General features: G+C 72.0%; 15 protein-coding genes. 9 read left to right on the plus strand and 6 right to left on the minus strand.

The genetic code is table 11. The features are described 5' to 3' along the window. Positions 1–112: 112 nt before the first annotated feature. Positions 113–820 (minus strand): ArsR/SmtB family transcription factor, encoded by a 708-nt coding sequence (locus tag BWR60_RS13845; protein ID WP_088151614.1) that lies wholly within the window; start codon positions 818–820, stop codon positions 113–115. Positions 821–903: 83 nt separating this feature from the next. On the opposite strand from BWR60_RS13845, the gene BWR60_RS13850 reads away from it, so the two are divergent. After that, on the plus strand, positions 904–1,650 hold the full coding sequence (locus BWR60_RS13850) for a DUF6058 family natural product biosynthesis protein (protein ID WP_088151615.1): 747 nt from the start codon (positions 904–906) through the stop codon (positions 1,648–1,650). A 54-nt stretch (positions 1,651–1,704) separates the two neighbouring features. After that, positions 1,705–2,694 (plus strand): adenosine kinase, encoded by a 990-nt coding sequence (locus BWR60_RS13855; RefSeq protein ID WP_088151616.1) that lies wholly within the window; start codon positions 1,705–1,707, stop codon positions 2,692–2,694. Positions 2,695–2,823: 129 nt separating this feature from the next. Here BWR60_RS13855 and BWR60_RS13860 read toward each other — a convergent pair whose 3' ends face one another. After that, positions 2,824–4,065, minus strand: a complete 1,242-nt coding sequence (locus BWR60_RS13860; RefSeq protein ID WP_230983049.1) for a class I SAM-dependent RNA methyltransferase — start codon at positions 4,063–4,065, stop codon at positions 2,824–2,826. Between the two features lie 176 nt (positions 4,066–4,241). Here BWR60_RS13860 and BWR60_RS13865 point away from each other — a divergent pair, with 176 nt between their 5' ends. Both BWR60_RS13865 and BWR60_RS13870 read left to right on the plus strand, forming a co-directional pair. Beyond that, complete coding sequence (locus BWR60_RS13865; protein WP_144445619.1) at positions 4,242–4,856, plus strand: YIP1 family protein; 615 nt, start codon at positions 4,242–4,244, stop codon at positions 4,854–4,856. A gap of 3 nt (positions 4,857–4,859) precedes the next feature. Further along, positions 4,860–5,609 (plus strand): SOS response-associated peptidase, encoded by a 750-nt coding sequence (locus BWR60_RS13870; RefSeq protein WP_088151619.1) that lies wholly within the window; start codon positions 4,860–4,862, stop codon positions 5,607–5,609. Here the strand turns inward: BWR60_RS13870 and BWR60_RS13875 are convergent. Genes BWR60_RS13875 through BWR60_RS13885 form a run of 3 tightly spaced genes read right to left on the minus strand, consistent with a single transcriptional unit; the run spans position 5,534 to position 10,378 of the window. Beyond that, positions 5,534–7,060 carry a GH3 family domain-containing protein gene (locus tag BWR60_RS13875; protein ID WP_088151620.1) on the minus strand — a complete coding sequence of 509 codons (1,527 nt, stop codon included), beginning with the start codon at positions 7,058–7,060 and terminating at the stop codon, positions 5,534–5,536. The two genes, BWR60_RS13870 and BWR60_RS13875, sit on opposite strands and share 76 nt — an antisense overlap. Continuing rightward, complete coding sequence (locus BWR60_RS13880; protein ID WP_088151621.1) at positions 7,057–9,309, minus strand: penicillin acylase family protein; 2,253 nt, start codon at positions 9,307–9,309, stop codon at positions 7,057–7,059. The genes BWR60_RS13875 and BWR60_RS13880 overlap by 4 nt, the downstream gene beginning before the upstream one ends. A gap of 4 nt (positions 9,310–9,313) precedes the next feature. Continuing rightward, on the minus strand, positions 9,314–10,378 hold the full coding sequence (locus BWR60_RS13885) for a dienelactone hydrolase family protein (protein WP_088151622.1): 1,065 nt from the start codon (positions 10,376–10,378) through the stop codon (positions 9,314–9,316). Positions 10,379–10,619: 241 nt separating this feature from the next. Between BWR60_RS13885 and BWR60_RS13890 the strand changes: the two genes are divergently transcribed. The 5 genes from BWR60_RS13890 to BWR60_RS13910 all read left to right on the plus strand — a co-directional run bounded on the left by BWR60_RS13890 (position 10,620) and on the right by BWR60_RS13910 (position 15,524). Beyond that, positions 10,620–11,186, plus strand: coding sequence for a RidA family protein (locus BWR60_RS13890; protein ID WP_218823486.1), 567 nt, complete (start codon positions 10,620–10,622; stop codon positions 11,184–11,186). A 47-nt stretch (positions 11,187–11,233) separates the two neighbouring features. Beyond that, on the plus strand, positions 11,234–12,028 hold the full coding sequence (locus tag BWR60_RS13895) for a DeoR/GlpR family DNA-binding transcription regulator (protein WP_088151623.1): 795 nt from the start codon (positions 11,234–11,236) through the stop codon (positions 12,026–12,028). Positions 12,029–12,109: 81 nt separating this feature from the next. Then, positions 12,110–13,945 (plus strand): calcium-binding protein, encoded by a 1,836-nt coding sequence (locus BWR60_RS13900; RefSeq protein ID WP_179221762.1) that lies wholly within the window; start codon positions 12,110–12,112, stop codon positions 13,943–13,945. 221 nt (positions 13,946–14,166) lie between these two features. Further along, a complete protein-coding gene (locus tag BWR60_RS13905; RefSeq protein ID WP_088151625.1) occupies positions 14,167–14,649 on the plus strand; it encodes a MucR family transcriptional regulator in 483 nt (160 codons plus the stop codon). An 80-nt stretch (positions 14,650–14,729) separates the two neighbouring features. Next, positions 14,730–15,524: a Ku protein gene (locus tag BWR60_RS13910; protein WP_088151626.1), complete on the plus strand. Its 795-nt coding sequence runs from the start codon at positions 14,730–14,732 to the stop codon at positions 15,522–15,524. 192 nt (positions 15,525–15,716) lie between these two features. Here BWR60_RS13910 and BWR60_RS13915 read toward each other — a convergent pair whose 3' ends face one another. Then, a complete protein-coding gene (locus BWR60_RS13915) occupies positions 15,717–16,307 on the minus strand; it encodes a hypothetical protein (RefSeq protein WP_088151627.1) in 591 nt (196 codons plus the stop codon). Between the last annotated feature and the right edge of the window lie 43 nt (positions 16,308–16,350).

The raw sequence follows: 16,350 nt of genomic DNA on the forward strand, positions 1-16,350 counted from the left end.
CGCGGAACACCAGTATCGTCATTGCGAGCGCAGCGAAGCAATCCAGGGCCGCTCGCTGTGGCCCCTGGATTGCTTCGTCGGCTTCGCCTCCTCGCAATGACGGCGAGGGGCGTCAGGCGGCGGTCGCCTGGTCCAGCACCTCCGGCCCGAAGATCCGGGCCAGGGCGGCGCGGCCATCCGCGGTCAGGGCCACGGCGCGGCTGTCGCGGTCGCGCCGGATCCAGCCCTGCTCCAGGAACCGGTCGGCGATGGCGGCGCCCAGCGCGCCGGCCAGATGCGGCCGCCTTTCGCTCCAGTCCTGGCACTGGCGGGTGACGGCGCGGCGGCCCTGGCGCAGCCGGTCGACATCGATGTCGAGGGCGGCGAGCCAGCCGGGCGCGGCGTCGGACAGGGCGAAGCCGTGGTCGTCGGCCTGCAGCACGCCCCGCGCCACCAGCGCGTTGGTGACCGCGACGCCGAGCCGGCCGGCGAGGTGGTCGTAGCACATGCGCCCGTCGCGCAGCGGCGCCGGCACCTTCGAGCGCGAGGCCGCGATGGCGGGCGGCGGCGAGGCCAGGGTCAGCATCGTCTCCAGCAGCGCCCCGATCTCCGCCCCCGCCAGGGCGTAGTAGCGGTGCCGGCCCAGCCGCCGGACGGTGACCAGCCCGGCCTCCGCCAGCTTGGCCAGGTGGCTCGACGCGGTCTGCGGCGTGACCCGCGCGCGGAACGCCAGCTCGCCCGCCGGCAGCGCCTCCCCGCCGAACAAGGCAGACAAGATCAACGCCCGGCTGGGATCGCCGATCAGCGACGATAAGCTCGCAAGATCAAGGCCTTCCTTCATACTTCGATGGTGATCGATTTGTCTTCGCTGGTCAAGGGCCGGCCGCGGATGTGGAGTGGGGCGACCGACACAGGAGGCCGACCATGACCGATACCTTCGCCATTCTCGACTATATGCGCCGCCGCTGCCTGACGCCGGCCGCCCTGGCGCAGGCCGCCGGGCTGACCGGGGAGCGGCTGCGCGCGCTGATCGCCGCCCGCTGCCTGCCGGGGCCGACCTATGTCCTCGACCCGTCCCTGACCGTGCGCAGCGCCATCCGCAGCGAGGCGCTGGCGCAGCCGGAGGAATGGTTCGGCGGCGCCGTGGCGCCCTGGGCCCGCCGCGCCGCGGAAGCGACCCTGCCGCTGCCGGAGTTGGCGGCGCAGTTCCGGCAGGCGTTCGCCGCCGATTTCCGTCACGCCCTGCTCGCCTCCGAAGGCCGCCGCTTCGGCTGGACCGAGCTGTTCGACGCCGCCGGCACGATCGACGAGGCGGCCTTCGCCAAGGCGCTGGACGAGATCTGGGAGGAGAACTGGCTCGGCGGCGCCTATGCCGTCTGCCTGCGCCGCTTCGACGGCCGTCACCTGGTGACCAAGCTGGTCGAGCGCAGCCGCATCCGCGCCCTGACGGAGGAGGGCGGCAAGCCGTCCCTGACCCCGGCGGAGGCGGAGCAGGTGACGGCGGCGATGGCCCGGCTGGACGCCGTTCTCACCCCCTTCGCTCCGCATGAGCGGCCGCACGGCACGCCCGGGCTGTGGATCGACCGGATCGCCGAGCGCTACGACCTGCCCCATCCCACGGCACCGGCCCGGGACCCGGCCCCGGTTGACTCGGCGGCGGCCGCAGCCTAGAGGGTCGGGGACCCCTTGCGGGTCGCATCCTTGGCCGCACAACCAGCGAGACCCATGAGCGCCCGCTACGACGCCACATGCATCGGCAACGCCATCGTCGATGTCATCACCAAGAACGACGAAGCCTTCATCACCACGCACGGCCTGGTGAAGGGGGCGATGACGCTGATCGACGCGGAGCGGGCCGAGGCGCTCTACGCCGCCATGGGGCCGGGGCTCGAGGCCTCGGGCGGCTCCGCCGGCAACACCGCGGCGGGGCTGGCCTCGCTGGGCGGCAAGGCCGCCTTCATCGGCAAGGTGACGGGCGACCAGCTCGGCGCCGTCTATCGCCACGACATCCGCGCCGTCGGCGTCGACTTCGATTCGAAGCCGCTCGACCCCGCGGTGCCGGGCACGCCGCCCACCGCGCGCAGCCTGATCATCGTCACGCCGGACGCGCAGCGGACGATGAACACCTATCTCGGCGCCTGCGTCGAGCTGACGCCCGACGATGTCGACGAGGCGGTGATCTCCGGCTCCCAGGTGACCTATCTCGAAGGCTATCTGTGGGACCGGCCGACGGCGAAGGAGGCCTTCATCAAGGCCGCCCAGGTGGCGCATGCCGCCGGCCGCAAGGTGTCGCTGACCCTGTCGGACAGCTTCTGCGTCGAGCGGCACCGCGACAGCTTCCTCGGGCTGATCGACAGCCATGTCGACCTGCTCTTCGCCAATGAGGCGGAGATCAAGGCGCTGTACCAGGTCGACGATTTCGACGCTGCCGTCGCCGCGGTGCGCGGCCGCTGCGAGGTCGCGGCGATCACCCGCAGCGAGAAGGGCTCGGTGATCGTGACCGACGGCGAGACCGTCCTGGTCGAGGCGGCGGCGCTGGCCCAGCTGGTCGACACCACCGGCGCCGGCGACCTCTACGCCTCCGGCTTCCTCTACGGCTTCACCCGCGGCCTGGGCCTGGCCGAGAGCGGTCGGATCGGCAGCGTCGCCGCCGCCGAGGTGATCAGCCATGTCGGCCCACGGCCGCTGGTGCCGCTGCGCAGCCTGATCGGCTGAGCCGCTCACCGCGTCTCCTTCCCCCAGTGTCATGCCCGGGCTTGACCCGGGCATCCAGAAGGTCTCGACGCTCTCTGGATTGCCGGGTCAGGCCCGGCAATGACAACGAAGGGAAGGTCCCCTCAGCTCTTATCGGCGGAACACCGCCACCGCCTCCAGATGCGGCGTCCACAGGAACTGGTCGACCGGGGTCGCCCGTTCCAGCCGGTAGCCGCCATCGACCAGGGTCCGGGCGTCGCGCGCCAGGCTCGACGGGTTGCAGGAGACGGCGACCACCACCGGCACGGTGGAGGCCGCCAGCGCCTCGGCTTGGTCGCGGGCGCCGGCCCGCGGCGGGTCGAACACCACGGCGTCGAAGCCGCGCAGTTCCGCCGCCGTCAGCGGCTGGCGGAACAGGTCGCGGCGCTGCGCCGTGATCCGCTCGCCCCGGCCGCCGCGCCGGGCGGCCGATGCCAGCGCCTCGACCGAAGCGGCCTCACCGTCGATCGCAGTGACCTGGGCGCCGCGCGCCATGGGCAGGGCGAAGGTGCCGGCGCCGCAGAACAGGTCGGCGATCCGCTTCGCCTGGCCGACGCCGTCGCGCACCAGCCGGGTCAGCGCGGCCTCGCCCTCGGCGCTGGCCTGCAGGAAGCCGCCGGGCGGCACCGCCACCGGCACCTCGTCGAAATGCACCACCCCGGCCCGGCGATGCGCCACCGGGTCGGTGAAGCCGTCGGCGCCGCGCCAGGACAGCCGCGCCAGGTCCTGCGCCGCGGCGAATTCGGCCAGGGCCTCCCGCCGTGCCAGGTCCAGCCCTGCCTCGGCCACGATCACCAGGTCGATGCCGTCATCCAGCAGGGTGACGGCGACGTCGGCGCCGCCATTCTCCGGCAGGATCCGGGCCAGCACCGCGCGCAGCGGCGGCAGCAGGGCCGTGATCTCCGGCCGCAGCACCACGCAGTCGGTCAGGTCGACGATGCGGCTGGACCCGGCCTCGTTGAAGCCCAGGAACACGCCCAACCGGCCGTGCCGCGCCGCCAGGCTGGCGCGGCGGCGGCTGCGCGGCGGGGTCTCGACCAGGGCGCCGACCTCGATCTCGAAGCCGTTGCGGGCCAGGGCGCCGGCTAGCAGGCCCTGTTTCCACTCGGTGTAGACCGGCGCGGCCAGATGCTGCACCTGGCAGCCGCCGCAGGGGCCGAAATGCGGGCAGGGCGGCTCGCGGTGATTCGAGCCGGGCTGCACCAGCTCGATGAACTCGCCGCGATAGGCCTGGCCGTCCGGCCGGCCCAGCCGGGCGCGCACCCGGTCGCCCGGCGCGGCGAAGGGCACGTAGACGCGCTGGTCGTCGACCGTGCCGATACCGTCGCCGCCGCCGCCCAGGCGTTCGATCACCAGCTCAATCTCGCGCCGCGACCCGGGGGCCGCGGGCTTGCTCCGTCGCATCTGCCGCTTCATGGTGGCAGGCATGGCATGCGCGGCCCGGCCTTGCAAGGCGTGGGGTTGCATGCCCCTCGGGGGCAGGGCCATATCCCTGCTCTAGGGGGACGGTCCTGCAGGACCGCGACGACGTGTTGGAGACGGTTTTGGATCTCGCCGCTGTGGTGGGCCGCGTGCGCGGCATGCTGTTCGAGCCCGACGCGACGCTGGCCGCCCATGGGGTCCCGGCCCCGAACTGGCGCATCGTGGTGCGCGAGCATGCGCTGCCGGTGCTGGTCCTGACCTCGATCATCTCGCTGCCGCTATGGCTTCTGCTCGCTTCCGCCACCGAAGTGGGGCCGAGCGCTGGCCTTCTCGTCCTGGCTTTGATGGTCCGGGTGCCAATGAACCTCGCCGGGCTGTTCATCATGGCGGCCGTGGTCCGATTCTACGCCGGCATGTTCGGCGCCGCTGCCAGCTTCGACGCGGGCTTCACCCTAGTGGCGCTGGCGATGACGCCGGTGTATGTCGCCGAGATGCTGGGGCCCGGCGTGCAGCTGCTCCTGTCGGGTCCGGCCGCGGTGCTGTTTCTGTTACTCGCCATCGGCTACGCGATGTTGATCCTCTATCGAGGCACCGGCCTGGTGCTGCGCGTGCCGCAGGAACAGCGCGGCGCCCATTTCGGCCTGACGCTGGTCACATTCGTGGTGCTGTCGATGCTGTTGTTCCTGCTGCTCGGGCCCTACGTCGTGCCGGTGCCGGCCTGAGCCATGTGCGGACGCTTCGTCCAGAAAGTGCCGGCGCAGGAGCTGGTCGAGGTGTTCGGCGCCGAAGGTCCGGTCCCCAACATCCCGGCGCGCTACAACGCGGCGCCGACCCAGGACATCGCGGTGGTCCGGTTCAACCCCAAGGCCGGGCGGCGGTCGATCGACCCGCTGCGCTGGGGCCTGGTGCCGAGCTGGGAGGCGGATCTGAAGGGCGGCGCCAAGCTGATCAACGCCCGGTCGGAGACCCTGGCCCAGAAGCGCAGCTTCGCCAAGGCCTTCCAGGCCCGGCGCTGCCTGGTCCCGGTCGACGGCTTCTACGAATGGGCGCCGGACCGGACGCCGCATTTCGTCCGCCGGATCGACGGAACGCCCATGGTCTTCGCCGGGCTGTGGGAGGGCTGGAAGGACCCGCAGTCGGAGGAATGGGTGCGGACCTTCACCATCGTCACCGCCGACGCGGTCGAGCGGCTGCGGCCGATCCACCACCGCATGCCGGTGATGCTGGCGCCGGAGCAGTGGCCGGCCTGGCTGGGCGAGACGCCGTCGTCGCCGGCGCAGCTGCGGGCGCTGCTGGCGCCGCCGGCCGACCTGCCGATCGAGGCCTACCCGGTCTCGACCCGTGTGAACGCCGTGCGCAACGATGATCCGACCTTGATGGTCCGCGCCCTCGTGGGGCCTCAGGGGCCGGACATGAACGCCGACAACTCGGCCGCCAGCCCCGGATCGGCGATCAGCCGCGGCACCTTGTTCTGACCCCCCAGCCGGCCGCGGGATTTCATCCAGGCGGCGAAACGGCCCGGCGGCACGGCCACCACCTCCGGCGGGCCCATGCCGGTGTCGCCGGCGCGGTGGGCGGCATAGTCGTCGTTCAGCGCCGACAGCCTTGCATCGAGCATTGCGGCGAAGCGGGCGGCCGCATCCGGGCCGGGCGGCGCGGCGAACTCCACGAACCAGCGGTGCCGGCCGACCGGCGTCGCGTCATCCGGGAACACCGCGATCACGGCGAAATCGGCGATGTCGGCACCGATCGCGGCCGTGGCATCGGCGACGGCGCGCTCCACCTCCTCGGCGATCAGGTGCTCGCCGAAGGCCGACAGGCCGTAGCTGGTGCGGCCGGTGATCAGGATGCGCGGCGGGTCGCGGCCGACCAGGCGCACCGTGTCGCCCAGCACGGTGGCCCACAGGCCGGCGCAGGTGGTCAGCACGATGGCGTAGCTCACCCCGGGCTCGGCATCGGCGATCCAGTGTCGCGTCGGCCGGGGCGACCCAAGCTCCTCCACCGGCACGAACTCCAGGAACAGCCCGTGGTCGAGGTTCAGCCGCAGCCCGTCGCCGACCCCGCCGTCCTGCACCGCGATGAAGCCTTCGCTGGCGGCATAGACCTCGCGGATCTCCGCGGTGGTGCCGGCGATCGCCTGCTCCAGCCGCGGCCGGTAGGGCGCCAGCGCGACGCCGCCCGGCACCAGCAGGTCGAGAGAGGGGTAAGGCGGATCCGGCGCATCGCCGCGGGCGCGGCGCAGCGCGCACACCCGCTCCAGGAAGATCAGCAGCCAGCTTGTGGTGCCGGAAACGCTGCGGATCGGGAGAGTCAGCGACCCGCGGGCGATGCGGTCCAGCTTCTCCTCCCAGTCGGTCAGCAGGGCCAGGTCCGGCCCCGGGAAGACGAAGGGCCGGGCCCAGGGCGGCAGGGTGCGGGCGGCGATGCCGCTGAGGTCGCCGCTGAACACCCCCGGCGCTTCCTCGGTCAGGGCGGTGCTGCCGCCCAGCATCAGGCTGCGGCCGCCGAACATGTGGCTCTGCGGCCGGGCGCCGAGATGCCAGGCCGTCAGGTCGAAGCCGCCGCGGACATTGGACCGGCGCATTGCGTCGCTGACCGGGATGTATTTGCTGCGGCCGCTGGTGGTGCCGGAGGTGACGGCGAAGAACGGGATCCGGCCGGGCCAGGAGACATCCTCGACGATCGGGAAGGCCGGCTGCCAGTAATCGCGCCACATCTCCTCGTAGGGGCGCAGCGGCACGGCGGCCCGGAACGCCGCGACGTCGCCGATGCGGTCGAAGCCGTGGTCGCGGCCGAAGCGGGTGCCGGCGGCGCGATGCAGCAAGTGAAGGAGCGTGCGGCGCTGGCTCTCCACCGGGTCCAGCCGCCGCAGCCGCCGGCGCCGCAGCGCCGCCGTCAGCCGGAAGGCCGGGGTAAAGTCGATCATCGCGGCGACAGGCGGGTCAGGGTCGGGAACTCCCGCGCCACCGTTTCCGGCCGCAGCGGCAGGCGGATCGACCGGCGCTCGCGCCACAGCGGGATCTGGTCGGTCAGGCCTTCGCTGCCCAGCCAGCCGTCCTGGCCGCCGAACAGCGTGACCCAGCTGGCATCGGGGTCGGACATGTCGGCGACATGGCGGGCCATCGAGCCGTAGCTGGCATTATGCCGGCCGCGCACCAGGCCGTGCGCGGTCTTCATCGGCGTCTCGCGCGACCCGCCGGTCGGATAATCGCCGAACACGAAGAAACGGCCCAGCACCGGCAGGTTGGCCAGTACATGCGCCACCCGCATCCGGTGCATCTCGCCCCAGCTCGGGATCGGGCCAGTGTCGATCGCCGCCAGCCCGACCGCCTCGGCCAGCACCTGCCGCCGCCGCTCCGGCGCCAGCTCTGCCAGGTCGTCGGCCAGGAAGGCGGTGATGGCGTTCCACTGCGCCATCAGCCGCGGCATGGCGTCGATCGTCTCGGCGCCGTAGACCCGCGGCACCAGATGGTGCAGCAGCGCCTCGAAGGCCGGGGCGCCGGTCGAATCCGCGGCGTAGTCGCCGTCCCAGCCGGCCAGCCGGTCGAGGAGGACGGCGTGCTCGGCACCGACACCCGCGTCCCGGATCGCGTCCGCCAGATGCCGGGCCAGGGCGCCCGAATCCGGCGACACGGTGTCGGCCTGCAGCGCCACCAGATCCTCGGGCGCCAGCCGGTCCTTGGCGCGCAGCAGGGCATAGAGGCGCCGCACGCGTTCGTCGGCGGAGAAGAAGAAGCCGACCGGCAAGGCGGTGTCGGTCGGCCGGTTGTTGGCGGTGGCCAGCACCCCGTCCGGCGGGTCGGCGGTCCAGGGCAGGGCCGGGGCGTCGACCAGGCCCTGCCAATGCGTCTCCGGGTCGCCGGCGTCCAGCACCGGGTCGGCCGGCGGGAAACGGCTGCGCACCGGCAGGGTCGCGGCCATGATCTGGCCGATCCGCCCGTCCGCCCCGGCCACCAGCATGTTCTGGGCCGAGACGCCGAAGCCGGCGAAGGCGGCGCGGAACGCCTCCGGCGTGGTGGCGCGGCTGGCGCGCAGCAGGGCGGTGACCTCGTCGGTCGGCTCATGGCCGATCCAGCGCAGGGCGATGGTGTCGCCCGGCCGGCTGCGCGCCACCTTGGCGTCGCTGACGATCGGGCCGAATCGGGTGCGCCGGACCTTGCGCCGCGCCGATCGCCAGAAGCGGGTGCGGATCACCGTCTCGCGGGTCTCGATTTCGGCATCCGGCAGCGCCTTGACGTCGTACAGGTCGCTCGACGCCGCCCGCATGTTGGTGCCGCCCCAGGCGAGATGCGGGCTGCGGCCGACGGCGACGAAGGGCAGGCCCGGCACCATCAGCCCGGCCATGTGGTAGCCGGGCGAGCGCATGCCGGCGACCAGCCACAGGTTGGGCAGCGCCAGCGACAGATGCGGGTCGCTGGCGATCATCGCGCCGCCGGTGGCGCTGTGACTGGCGGCCACGGCGACACTATTGCTGCCGGTGCGGCCGGTCGCCGTCAGCAGTGTGGCCAGCGCCGCCTGCCGGCCGTCGGTGGTGAAGCTGGTGACGGCGTTGGCCCCGGCCTTGAGCGTGCGGGCCCAGCCCTCGGCGAAGCCGGGCGTGCCGCGCTCGCGCAGCAGGCCGAAATAGGCCACCCAGTTGATGTCGCTGCCGGCCAGCCGGCCGATCGACCACAGGTCGCGCAGCGTGTAGGGCTCGTGCCGCAGCCCCAGCAGGGCGAATTCCGGCGGCGGCGCCCGCTCCAGCGCGTGATAGGCGTTGACGCCGGTGACGAAGGCCTCGGCGAAGGCCCGGCTGTCCGCCGGCATGCGGTCGATCACCGTGTCGGCGGCGTGGCCGTAGTCGAGGATGCGCAGCGCATGGTCGATGTCGCGCGCGACCGGCCCGGCGATCTCCGACAGCCGGCCCTGCGCCACCCGCTTCATCAGCGCGATCTGGCCGCCGCGCAGATGGGCGTGGACCAGCCCCAGCGCCACCGCAAGGTCGCCGTCGGTCTCGGCCTCGATGAAGGGGATCTGGTGGCCGTTCCAGCGGATGTCGACCGGCCGGGAGAGGGGCAGGCCGCTGGTCGGGAAGGCGGCGAGGCGCTCCGCCGCCGTCACCGGCCGCGGCGCCAAGGCGCGCAGCGCCGGCACCAGCGGCGCCAGCATGGTGATCAGCCGGTGCAGGGCCGACATCGGATCAGCTGCGCTGGGCCAGCCCGAAGGCGGCCGACAGGAAGGCGGCCACGTCGCGGTCCGACCTGGCCCGCACCGCGTCGTCGCGGCCGATCAGATAGGGTTCGCCGCCGACGCAGTTGGCCAGGATCAGCTTGCGGGTGAAGCTGCCGCCCATGGCGATTCCCAGATTGCCGTCGCGCACCGTCAGGTCGCGCTCGACCTGGAAGTCGCAGTCGTTCAGCAGGCGGCCGATCGGCCGCGGCCCCGGGCGGCTGCCGTCCCACTGATGCACGGCACCGGGGTAGACGATGGTCCGCACCTGCGACCCGCCCTGGCGCAGCGCCGCCGCGGTGACCTGGCAGCGGGCCGGATCCATGATGGCGTCGCGGTCGCCCCAGGCCATCAGCACCGGCGCGCCGGTGGTGCGCGGCTGCTCGAAGCCGATGATGCAAGGGCCGTAGAAGGCGACATGGGCGGCGAAGCGCGTGTCGCCCAGCTGGTAGAGGGCGGCGAAGCGGTCGGCGATGGCGGCGTTGGTGGCGACGATGCTGGCCATGGCGCCGTAGGAGAAGCCCCACACCGCCACCCGGCCGCCGTCGATCTCCGGCCGCGCCTTCAGCCAGGCCAGGGTGGCATAGGCGTCGGCCAGGGCCATGGTCTCGGTGATCCGGATCACCCGGTCGGTGAAGCTGGTGGCGATGTCGCGGCGGGCGCCGAACACGTCGACCACCGCGGCGCCGATGCCCATCGCCGCCAGTTGCCGGGCGTAATGAGGCTCGCGGTTGTCGTCGACGCTGGCGGCGCCGTGCAGCAGCACCACGGCCGGGGCCTTGTGCGCGGCGTCGGCGCCGGCCGGCGGGTACCAGGTGACATGCGCCGGGGTGGCCGGGGCGTCGGGCCCGATCTCGGACGGCACGAAGGGGCTGTGGCTCGGCACCGCCACGATCCGCCCGGCGGCGTCGCCGACCGCGGGCCAGGGATCGGTGAAGGCGGGCTCGGCCCGGGCCGCGGACAGGCCGGCCAGCAGCAGCGCGGCGGCGAGGCCGGCGATGCGCCGGAGGCAGGGGGCCGGGCGGTGCAGTGCCATCCGTCGGGTCCTCTCGTTCGGGCAGTCCGTTTCGATTGTACCCGGCTTTCCAGCGGCGGCGACACCGCCGGTCCGGGCCATGGCGTCGCAGCCGCATAACCGCCGATGTCCGAGTCCGACGATCTTTTGTGGAACCTCCCAAATGGGAGGGGCCCGCTCGTTCCGCCGCTGCTAGCGTCCTGGTGCGAGGCGGGATCCCGGCCGGCGCGATCGGCCGGCCTGAAGCTGCGAGAGGTTGACCATGACCACCCTGACCGGCCGGGCGGGCGTTGCCGGCTATGGCGACCATTCCGTCACGGCGCATCTGCCGCTGCGCCATGGAGGCGTGGTGGTCGAGAGCCGCATCCAGGCCCGCGGGCTCTACCTGCCGCCGCCGCTCCGGCTGCCGGCGGACGCGCCGATGCCCTTCGCCTGGGCGCGCCGCTTCGGCGACCGGGTGCACATCTCCGGCCACGGCCCGCAGGCGCCGGACGGCAACCCCGCCGGCCCCTTCGGCCGGGTCGGGATCGAGGTCTCGCCGGACGAGGCGCGGCAGTCGGCGCGGCTGGCGCTGCTCGCCGTGCTCGGCTCGCTGAAGCGGGAGATCGGGGATCTCGGCCGCGTCGCCGCCTGGCTCAGGCTCGAGGGCTTCGTGCTGACCGCGGCGGGCTTCGACCGCGCCACCACCGTGGTCGCCGCCGCCTCCGAGCTGCTGGTGGACCTGTTCGGCCCCGAGACCGGCCGGCATGCGCGCACCGCCGTCGGGGTGACGGCGACGCCGCTCAACAGCCCCGTCGTGATCGCCGCGGAGGTGGCGCTGCGGACCTGACCGGCCTGCGGCGCCGGCCCGGCTGGTCTTGATCGCGAGGTCGTCTGGTGCGGCTCAGCAAACCGAAGAAGAAGGACCGGCACGAGCTGATCCTGCGGCAGATCGCCGAGCAGGCGTCGATCCGGGTCTCGCTGCTGGCCGAGCAGCTCGGCGTCACCGGCGAGACGATCCGGCGCGACATCGCCGAGCTCAACGCCAGCGGCCTGCTCAGCCGGACCTATGGCGGGGCCACGCTGCGCCCGGTGACCAGCGAGGCATCGCTGGCCATCCGGCAGAATGTGCGGGTCGCCGAGCGGGGCCTCATCGGCGATGCGGCCGCCGGGCTGGTGGCCGACGGCGCGGTGGTGATGATCGACGGCGGGTCGACCACCTATCAGGTGATCCGGCACCTGGCGCAGCGGGCGCGGGAGCTGACCGTCATCACCAACTCGACCGCCATCGCCGCGGTCGCCGCCGCGAATCCCGGCTTCAGGGTCCGGCTCTGCCCCGGCGCCTATGACGGGTCGGAGGCGCTGGTCACCGGCGAGGAGACGATCGAATACCTGGCCCGCTTCAACGCCCACCGCGCCATCATCGGGGCATCCGGGCTGGGCCATAACGGCCCCTGCGACGTCAGCCCAGGCCAGGCGGCGGTGAAGCGCGCCATGCTGCGGCAGTCGGACCGGTCGATGCTGGTGGCGGATGCCAGCAAGTTCGGCCTCTCGGCGGTCGAGCGGGTCTGCGGCTTCGACGCGATCGACGATCTGGTGGTCGACCGGCCGCTGCCGGCCGAGCTGGCGCAGATCGTCCGGGCGGCGGGGGGCCGGATCCATGTCGGGCGGGAGCCGGCCGGCGCCGACTGACGTCGTCGGGCGACGATCCGTGAAACGACCATGATTTGTCCTAGACTTGCTGTCTGGAGGACCTTCACGGGGAGATCCAACATGACCATTCTTTCCGGTACGCCCAAAGACGACCTGATCCTCGGCTCCGATCGCGACGACGTGGTTCACGGCCTGGGCGGCAGCGACACGCTCTACGGCCTCGGCGGGGCCGACGTGCTGTATGGCGACGATGGCAACGACACGCTTTGGGGCGGGGCCGGGGCCGACCTCCTGGTCGGCGGCGCCGGCTTCGACACGGTCAGCTACTGGGGCAGCGCGGCGGGTGTGACGGTCGCCATCGGCGGTGCGGGATCCGGCGGTGATGCCGAAGGCGACGTGATCGCCGGCGACGTCGAGAACCTCGTGGGCTCGGCCCTCGGCGACCGGCTGACCGGCTCCTCCGGCGCGAATGATCTCTTCGGCGCCGACGGCAATGACGTCCTTGCCGGTCTCGATGGCAACGACCGGCTGTTCGATGCGGCCGGCAACGACATCCTTGAGGGCGGGGCGGGCACCGATTGGCTGTTCGGCGGCGACGGCGCCGACAGCCTGCGCGGCGGGGCCGGTGACGACATCCAGTATGGCGATGCCGGCGCCGACCGGCTGGAGGGCGGCGCCGGCAGCGACCAGCTGTTCGGCGGCACCCAGGGCACCACCCCGCCTTACAACCTGTCGACCGAGGATGGGGCCGGCGACGTCCTGCTCGGCGGCGATGGCGACGACTATATCCAGGCCGGCATCCTGGACTCGGTCGACGGCGGCACCGGGGCCGACAGGCTGGTCATCGACAACCGCGATGGCGATGGGAACGTCACTGCGGCGCTCATCGGCACCAGCGTGACCATCGGCCTCCTCGGGATCTCGGCGGTCAATGTCGAGACCTTGAGCTATTACGGCGGCTCCGGCGCCGACACCGTCACGGGCGGGGCCGGTGATGACGACCTCGCCGGCGGTGCCGGCAGCGACATCCTGACCGGAGGAGCGGGCGACGATGTCCTGGCGCCCCGTGACCGGATGTTCGCCGGCGGCGAGAACATCGTCGCGGCCGCCGAGGCCGGGGCCGCTCCGGTGGTGGACAGGGTGGATGGCGGCATCGGCAACGATCGGCTCTCGGTCGACGACAGCGGCGGGACCGCGGGGGTGACGCTGACCTTCACCGGTACATCCGCCACCGACAGCAAAGGTCTCGTCGCGATCAATGTCGAGAGCCTCGAATATTATGGCGGCTCCGGCGGCGACACCGTCACGGGCAGTGCCGAAACCGACTTCCTCAACGGCAATGGCGGCAATGATGTGCTCCGCGGCGGGGCGGGAGCAGACGAGCTGAACGGCGGCGACGGCATCGACGCCGCCAGTTACTACACCGCATCGGCCGGGGTCTCGGTCGGCCTTGCCATCGACGCTTCCAACAGCGGTGGCGATGCCGAAGGAGACAATCTGCAGGGCATCGAGAACCTGTCGGGAAGCCAGGGCAACGACAGCCTCGCCGGCGACGGCGGCGCCAATGTCCTGCAGGGCTGGAATGGCAACGACGTGCTCATCGGGGCCGGCGGCCGGGACACGCTCACCGGCGGTGCCGGCGCCGACCGCTTCGTCTATGCCGCCGCGGCCGACAGCCCGGCCGGCGCCGGGGCGGACCGGATCACCGATTTCAGCCATGCCCAGGGTGACCGGATCGACCTCTCGGCGATCGACGCCAACGCCGGCGCGGCCGGCGACCAGGCCTTCATCTTCATCGGCACCGCGCTGTACTCCGGTGTCGCCGGCCAGCTGCGCTATGCGGTCAGCGGCGGGGTCACCACCATTGCCGGAGACATCGACGGCGACAAGGTCTCCGACTTCCATATTCAGCTGTCCGGCGCCATGACCCTGGCGGCCGGCGATTTCGTGCTCTGAATGCTTCAATCCGGCTCCCCGGGCGGTGCCGTGTGCCGGCGCGGCCCGGCCTTGCCGGTCTCGCCTGCGGGCCGGCTTCGACCATGGCGGCCGCCGCTCCGGCCGTCCGGCCAAGGAAGCGGAAGTCTTCGAACAACGGCGACACCGTTTTGTCTCAGATAAGTCTGGACGTGTGTGTGGAATGCGATATCTATGTCCAATCCATTCACAGGAGAGATTTGATGGGTGCGGACATCGCCGATGATTTGAAGCCGACTTCGTCAGATGAGGTGCGCAAGCACACCGTTCAGATCGTGGCCGCCCATGTCTCGCACAACAGCGTCGCGCCGAGCGACCTGCCGGCGCTGATCGAGCAGGTCTATGGCGCCCTGACAGGTCTCGGCAAGCCGGCCGTCACGGCGCCGAGCCGGCCGGAGCCGGCGGTGCCGGTCCGCAAGTCGGTGACGCCCGACTACATCGTCTGCCTCGAGGACGGCAAGAAGCTGAAGATGCTGAAGCGGCATCTTCAGGCCGCCTACAACATGACCCCGGACGAATACCGCGAGCGCTGGGGCCTGCCGGCCGACTATCCGATGGTCGCGCCGAACTACGCCAAGCAGCGCAGCTCGCTGGCCAAGAGCATCGGCCTCGGCACCCGCCGCCCGGCGGAGCCCGCACCGGCGCCGGCGAAGTCGGGCCGCGGCCGCAAGGCTGCCGCCAAGTAAGCAGGCGGGCCGGCCGGCGGGGAACCTCCGGCCGGCCACGGCGCTTTCTTCGCCAGGAGACATCGTCGTGGAGGCAGCCCATGGCGGCCCGCAGCTTCTGGTCCGGCTATCTCAAGCTCAGCCTGGTGACCTGCCCGGTGGAGATGATTCCGGCCGTCACCCAGGCCGAGCGGGTGCGCTTCCACACGCTGAACCAGGCGACCGGCAATCGCGTCGTCAGCCAGTATGTCGACAGCGTCTCCGGCAGGCCGGTGGCGGAGGACGACCAGCTGCGCGGCTATCCGGTCGGCGAGGACGACTACGTCACCCTGACCGATGACGAGTTCTCCGCCGTCGCGCTGGAGACCACGCGCACCATCGACATCGAGAGCTTCGTCCCGCGCGCCGAGGTCGGTCTGGTCTGGCGCGACCGCCCGCATTTCCTGGCGCCGAGCGAGCCGGTGGGCGAGGAGGCGTTCAGCGTGATCCGCGAGGCGATGGCCGCGACGAAGATGGTCGGGCTGTCGAAGCTGGTGCTGTACCGGCGCGAGCGGCCGATCATGATCGAGCCGCGCGGCAGGGGCATGGTGGTCTGGACCCTGCGCCAGGCCGACGAGGTGCGCGACGAGGGCGAGGCTTTCGGCGGCATCGAGCCGGCCACGCCGCCGAAGGACGCGATGAAGCTGGCCCTGTCGGTGATCAAGGAACGGACGGTGCAGTGGAGCGAGGACCTGCTGGCCGACCGGGTCCAGGCCTCGCTGCAGAAGATCATCGCCCGCAAGAAGAAGGGCCGGACGGTGAAGGCGCCGAAGCCCGAGGCCGAGGAGACCGGCAAGGTCATCGACCTGATGGCCGCCCTGCGCAAGAGCCTGGAGTCCAACAAGCGGAAGCGGTGACGGGCGCGAGATCGGCGGAAGGTCTCGGCGTGACATCTTGGGAACAGACGCGGTACCCCGACCTTCTCAAAATTCCAAACAGCGTCATTGCGAGCGCAGCGAAGCAATCCATGCAGCCGCACGAGCGGACCGATGGATTGCTTCGTCGGCTTCGCCTCCTCGCAATGACGGTGAGGGGAGGCGACGTGGCGATTAACTGCTGTCCGGTTTCGACGGCTCCGGCGGAGGCAGTCCGGTGACGGACTCGTCCATCGGGCGAGGCCAGCCCTTGGCAGATGCGGGCTCGGCGGCTTCCGCCACGATCTCGCGGTCGCCCGCCTCGGCGGGCTCCGCCTGCGGAGCGTCCTCGGCATCCTCGCGGCAGCTCTGCGGCAGCGGGATCGAGGGCGGCGGGCGGCCGAGCTTGCGGCACACCGCCTGCACGAACGCCTCCTCCGACAGCGTGTCCAGCTGCGCGTCCAGGATCTCGTCCTCGACCAGCGTCTCCCACACCGCCGTGCGCAGATATTCGGCACCCTCGCCATCCGCGGGCGTCGCGATCGCCTTGGTCACGGTCTCGGTGACCTGTTCCCGGCGCTGCTGCTCGCCCGACGCCTCGCGCTCGCCCCGGCGCATCAGGTAGTCGGCACGGATCCGCTCGGCCATCGCGGCCGACAGCCGGATCGACCGGGACAGGCGCGACTGGATCAGGCCGAACTCGACCGGCGACTCCGGCGACGCCCTCTCCTGCTGCCGCTCGGTCATCCGCTTGCTGCGCATGTCGATCTCGGCCGCCTGCCTCATGCATAGAACGTATCATGAACACAAACGGCAATTAAGGCTAGTG

It is taken from the genome of Inquilinus limosus (assembly GCF_002195995.1).
GTDB classification, from domain to species: domain Bacteria; phylum Pseudomonadota; class Alphaproteobacteria; order DSM-16000; family Inquilinaceae; genus Inquilinus; species Inquilinus limosus_C.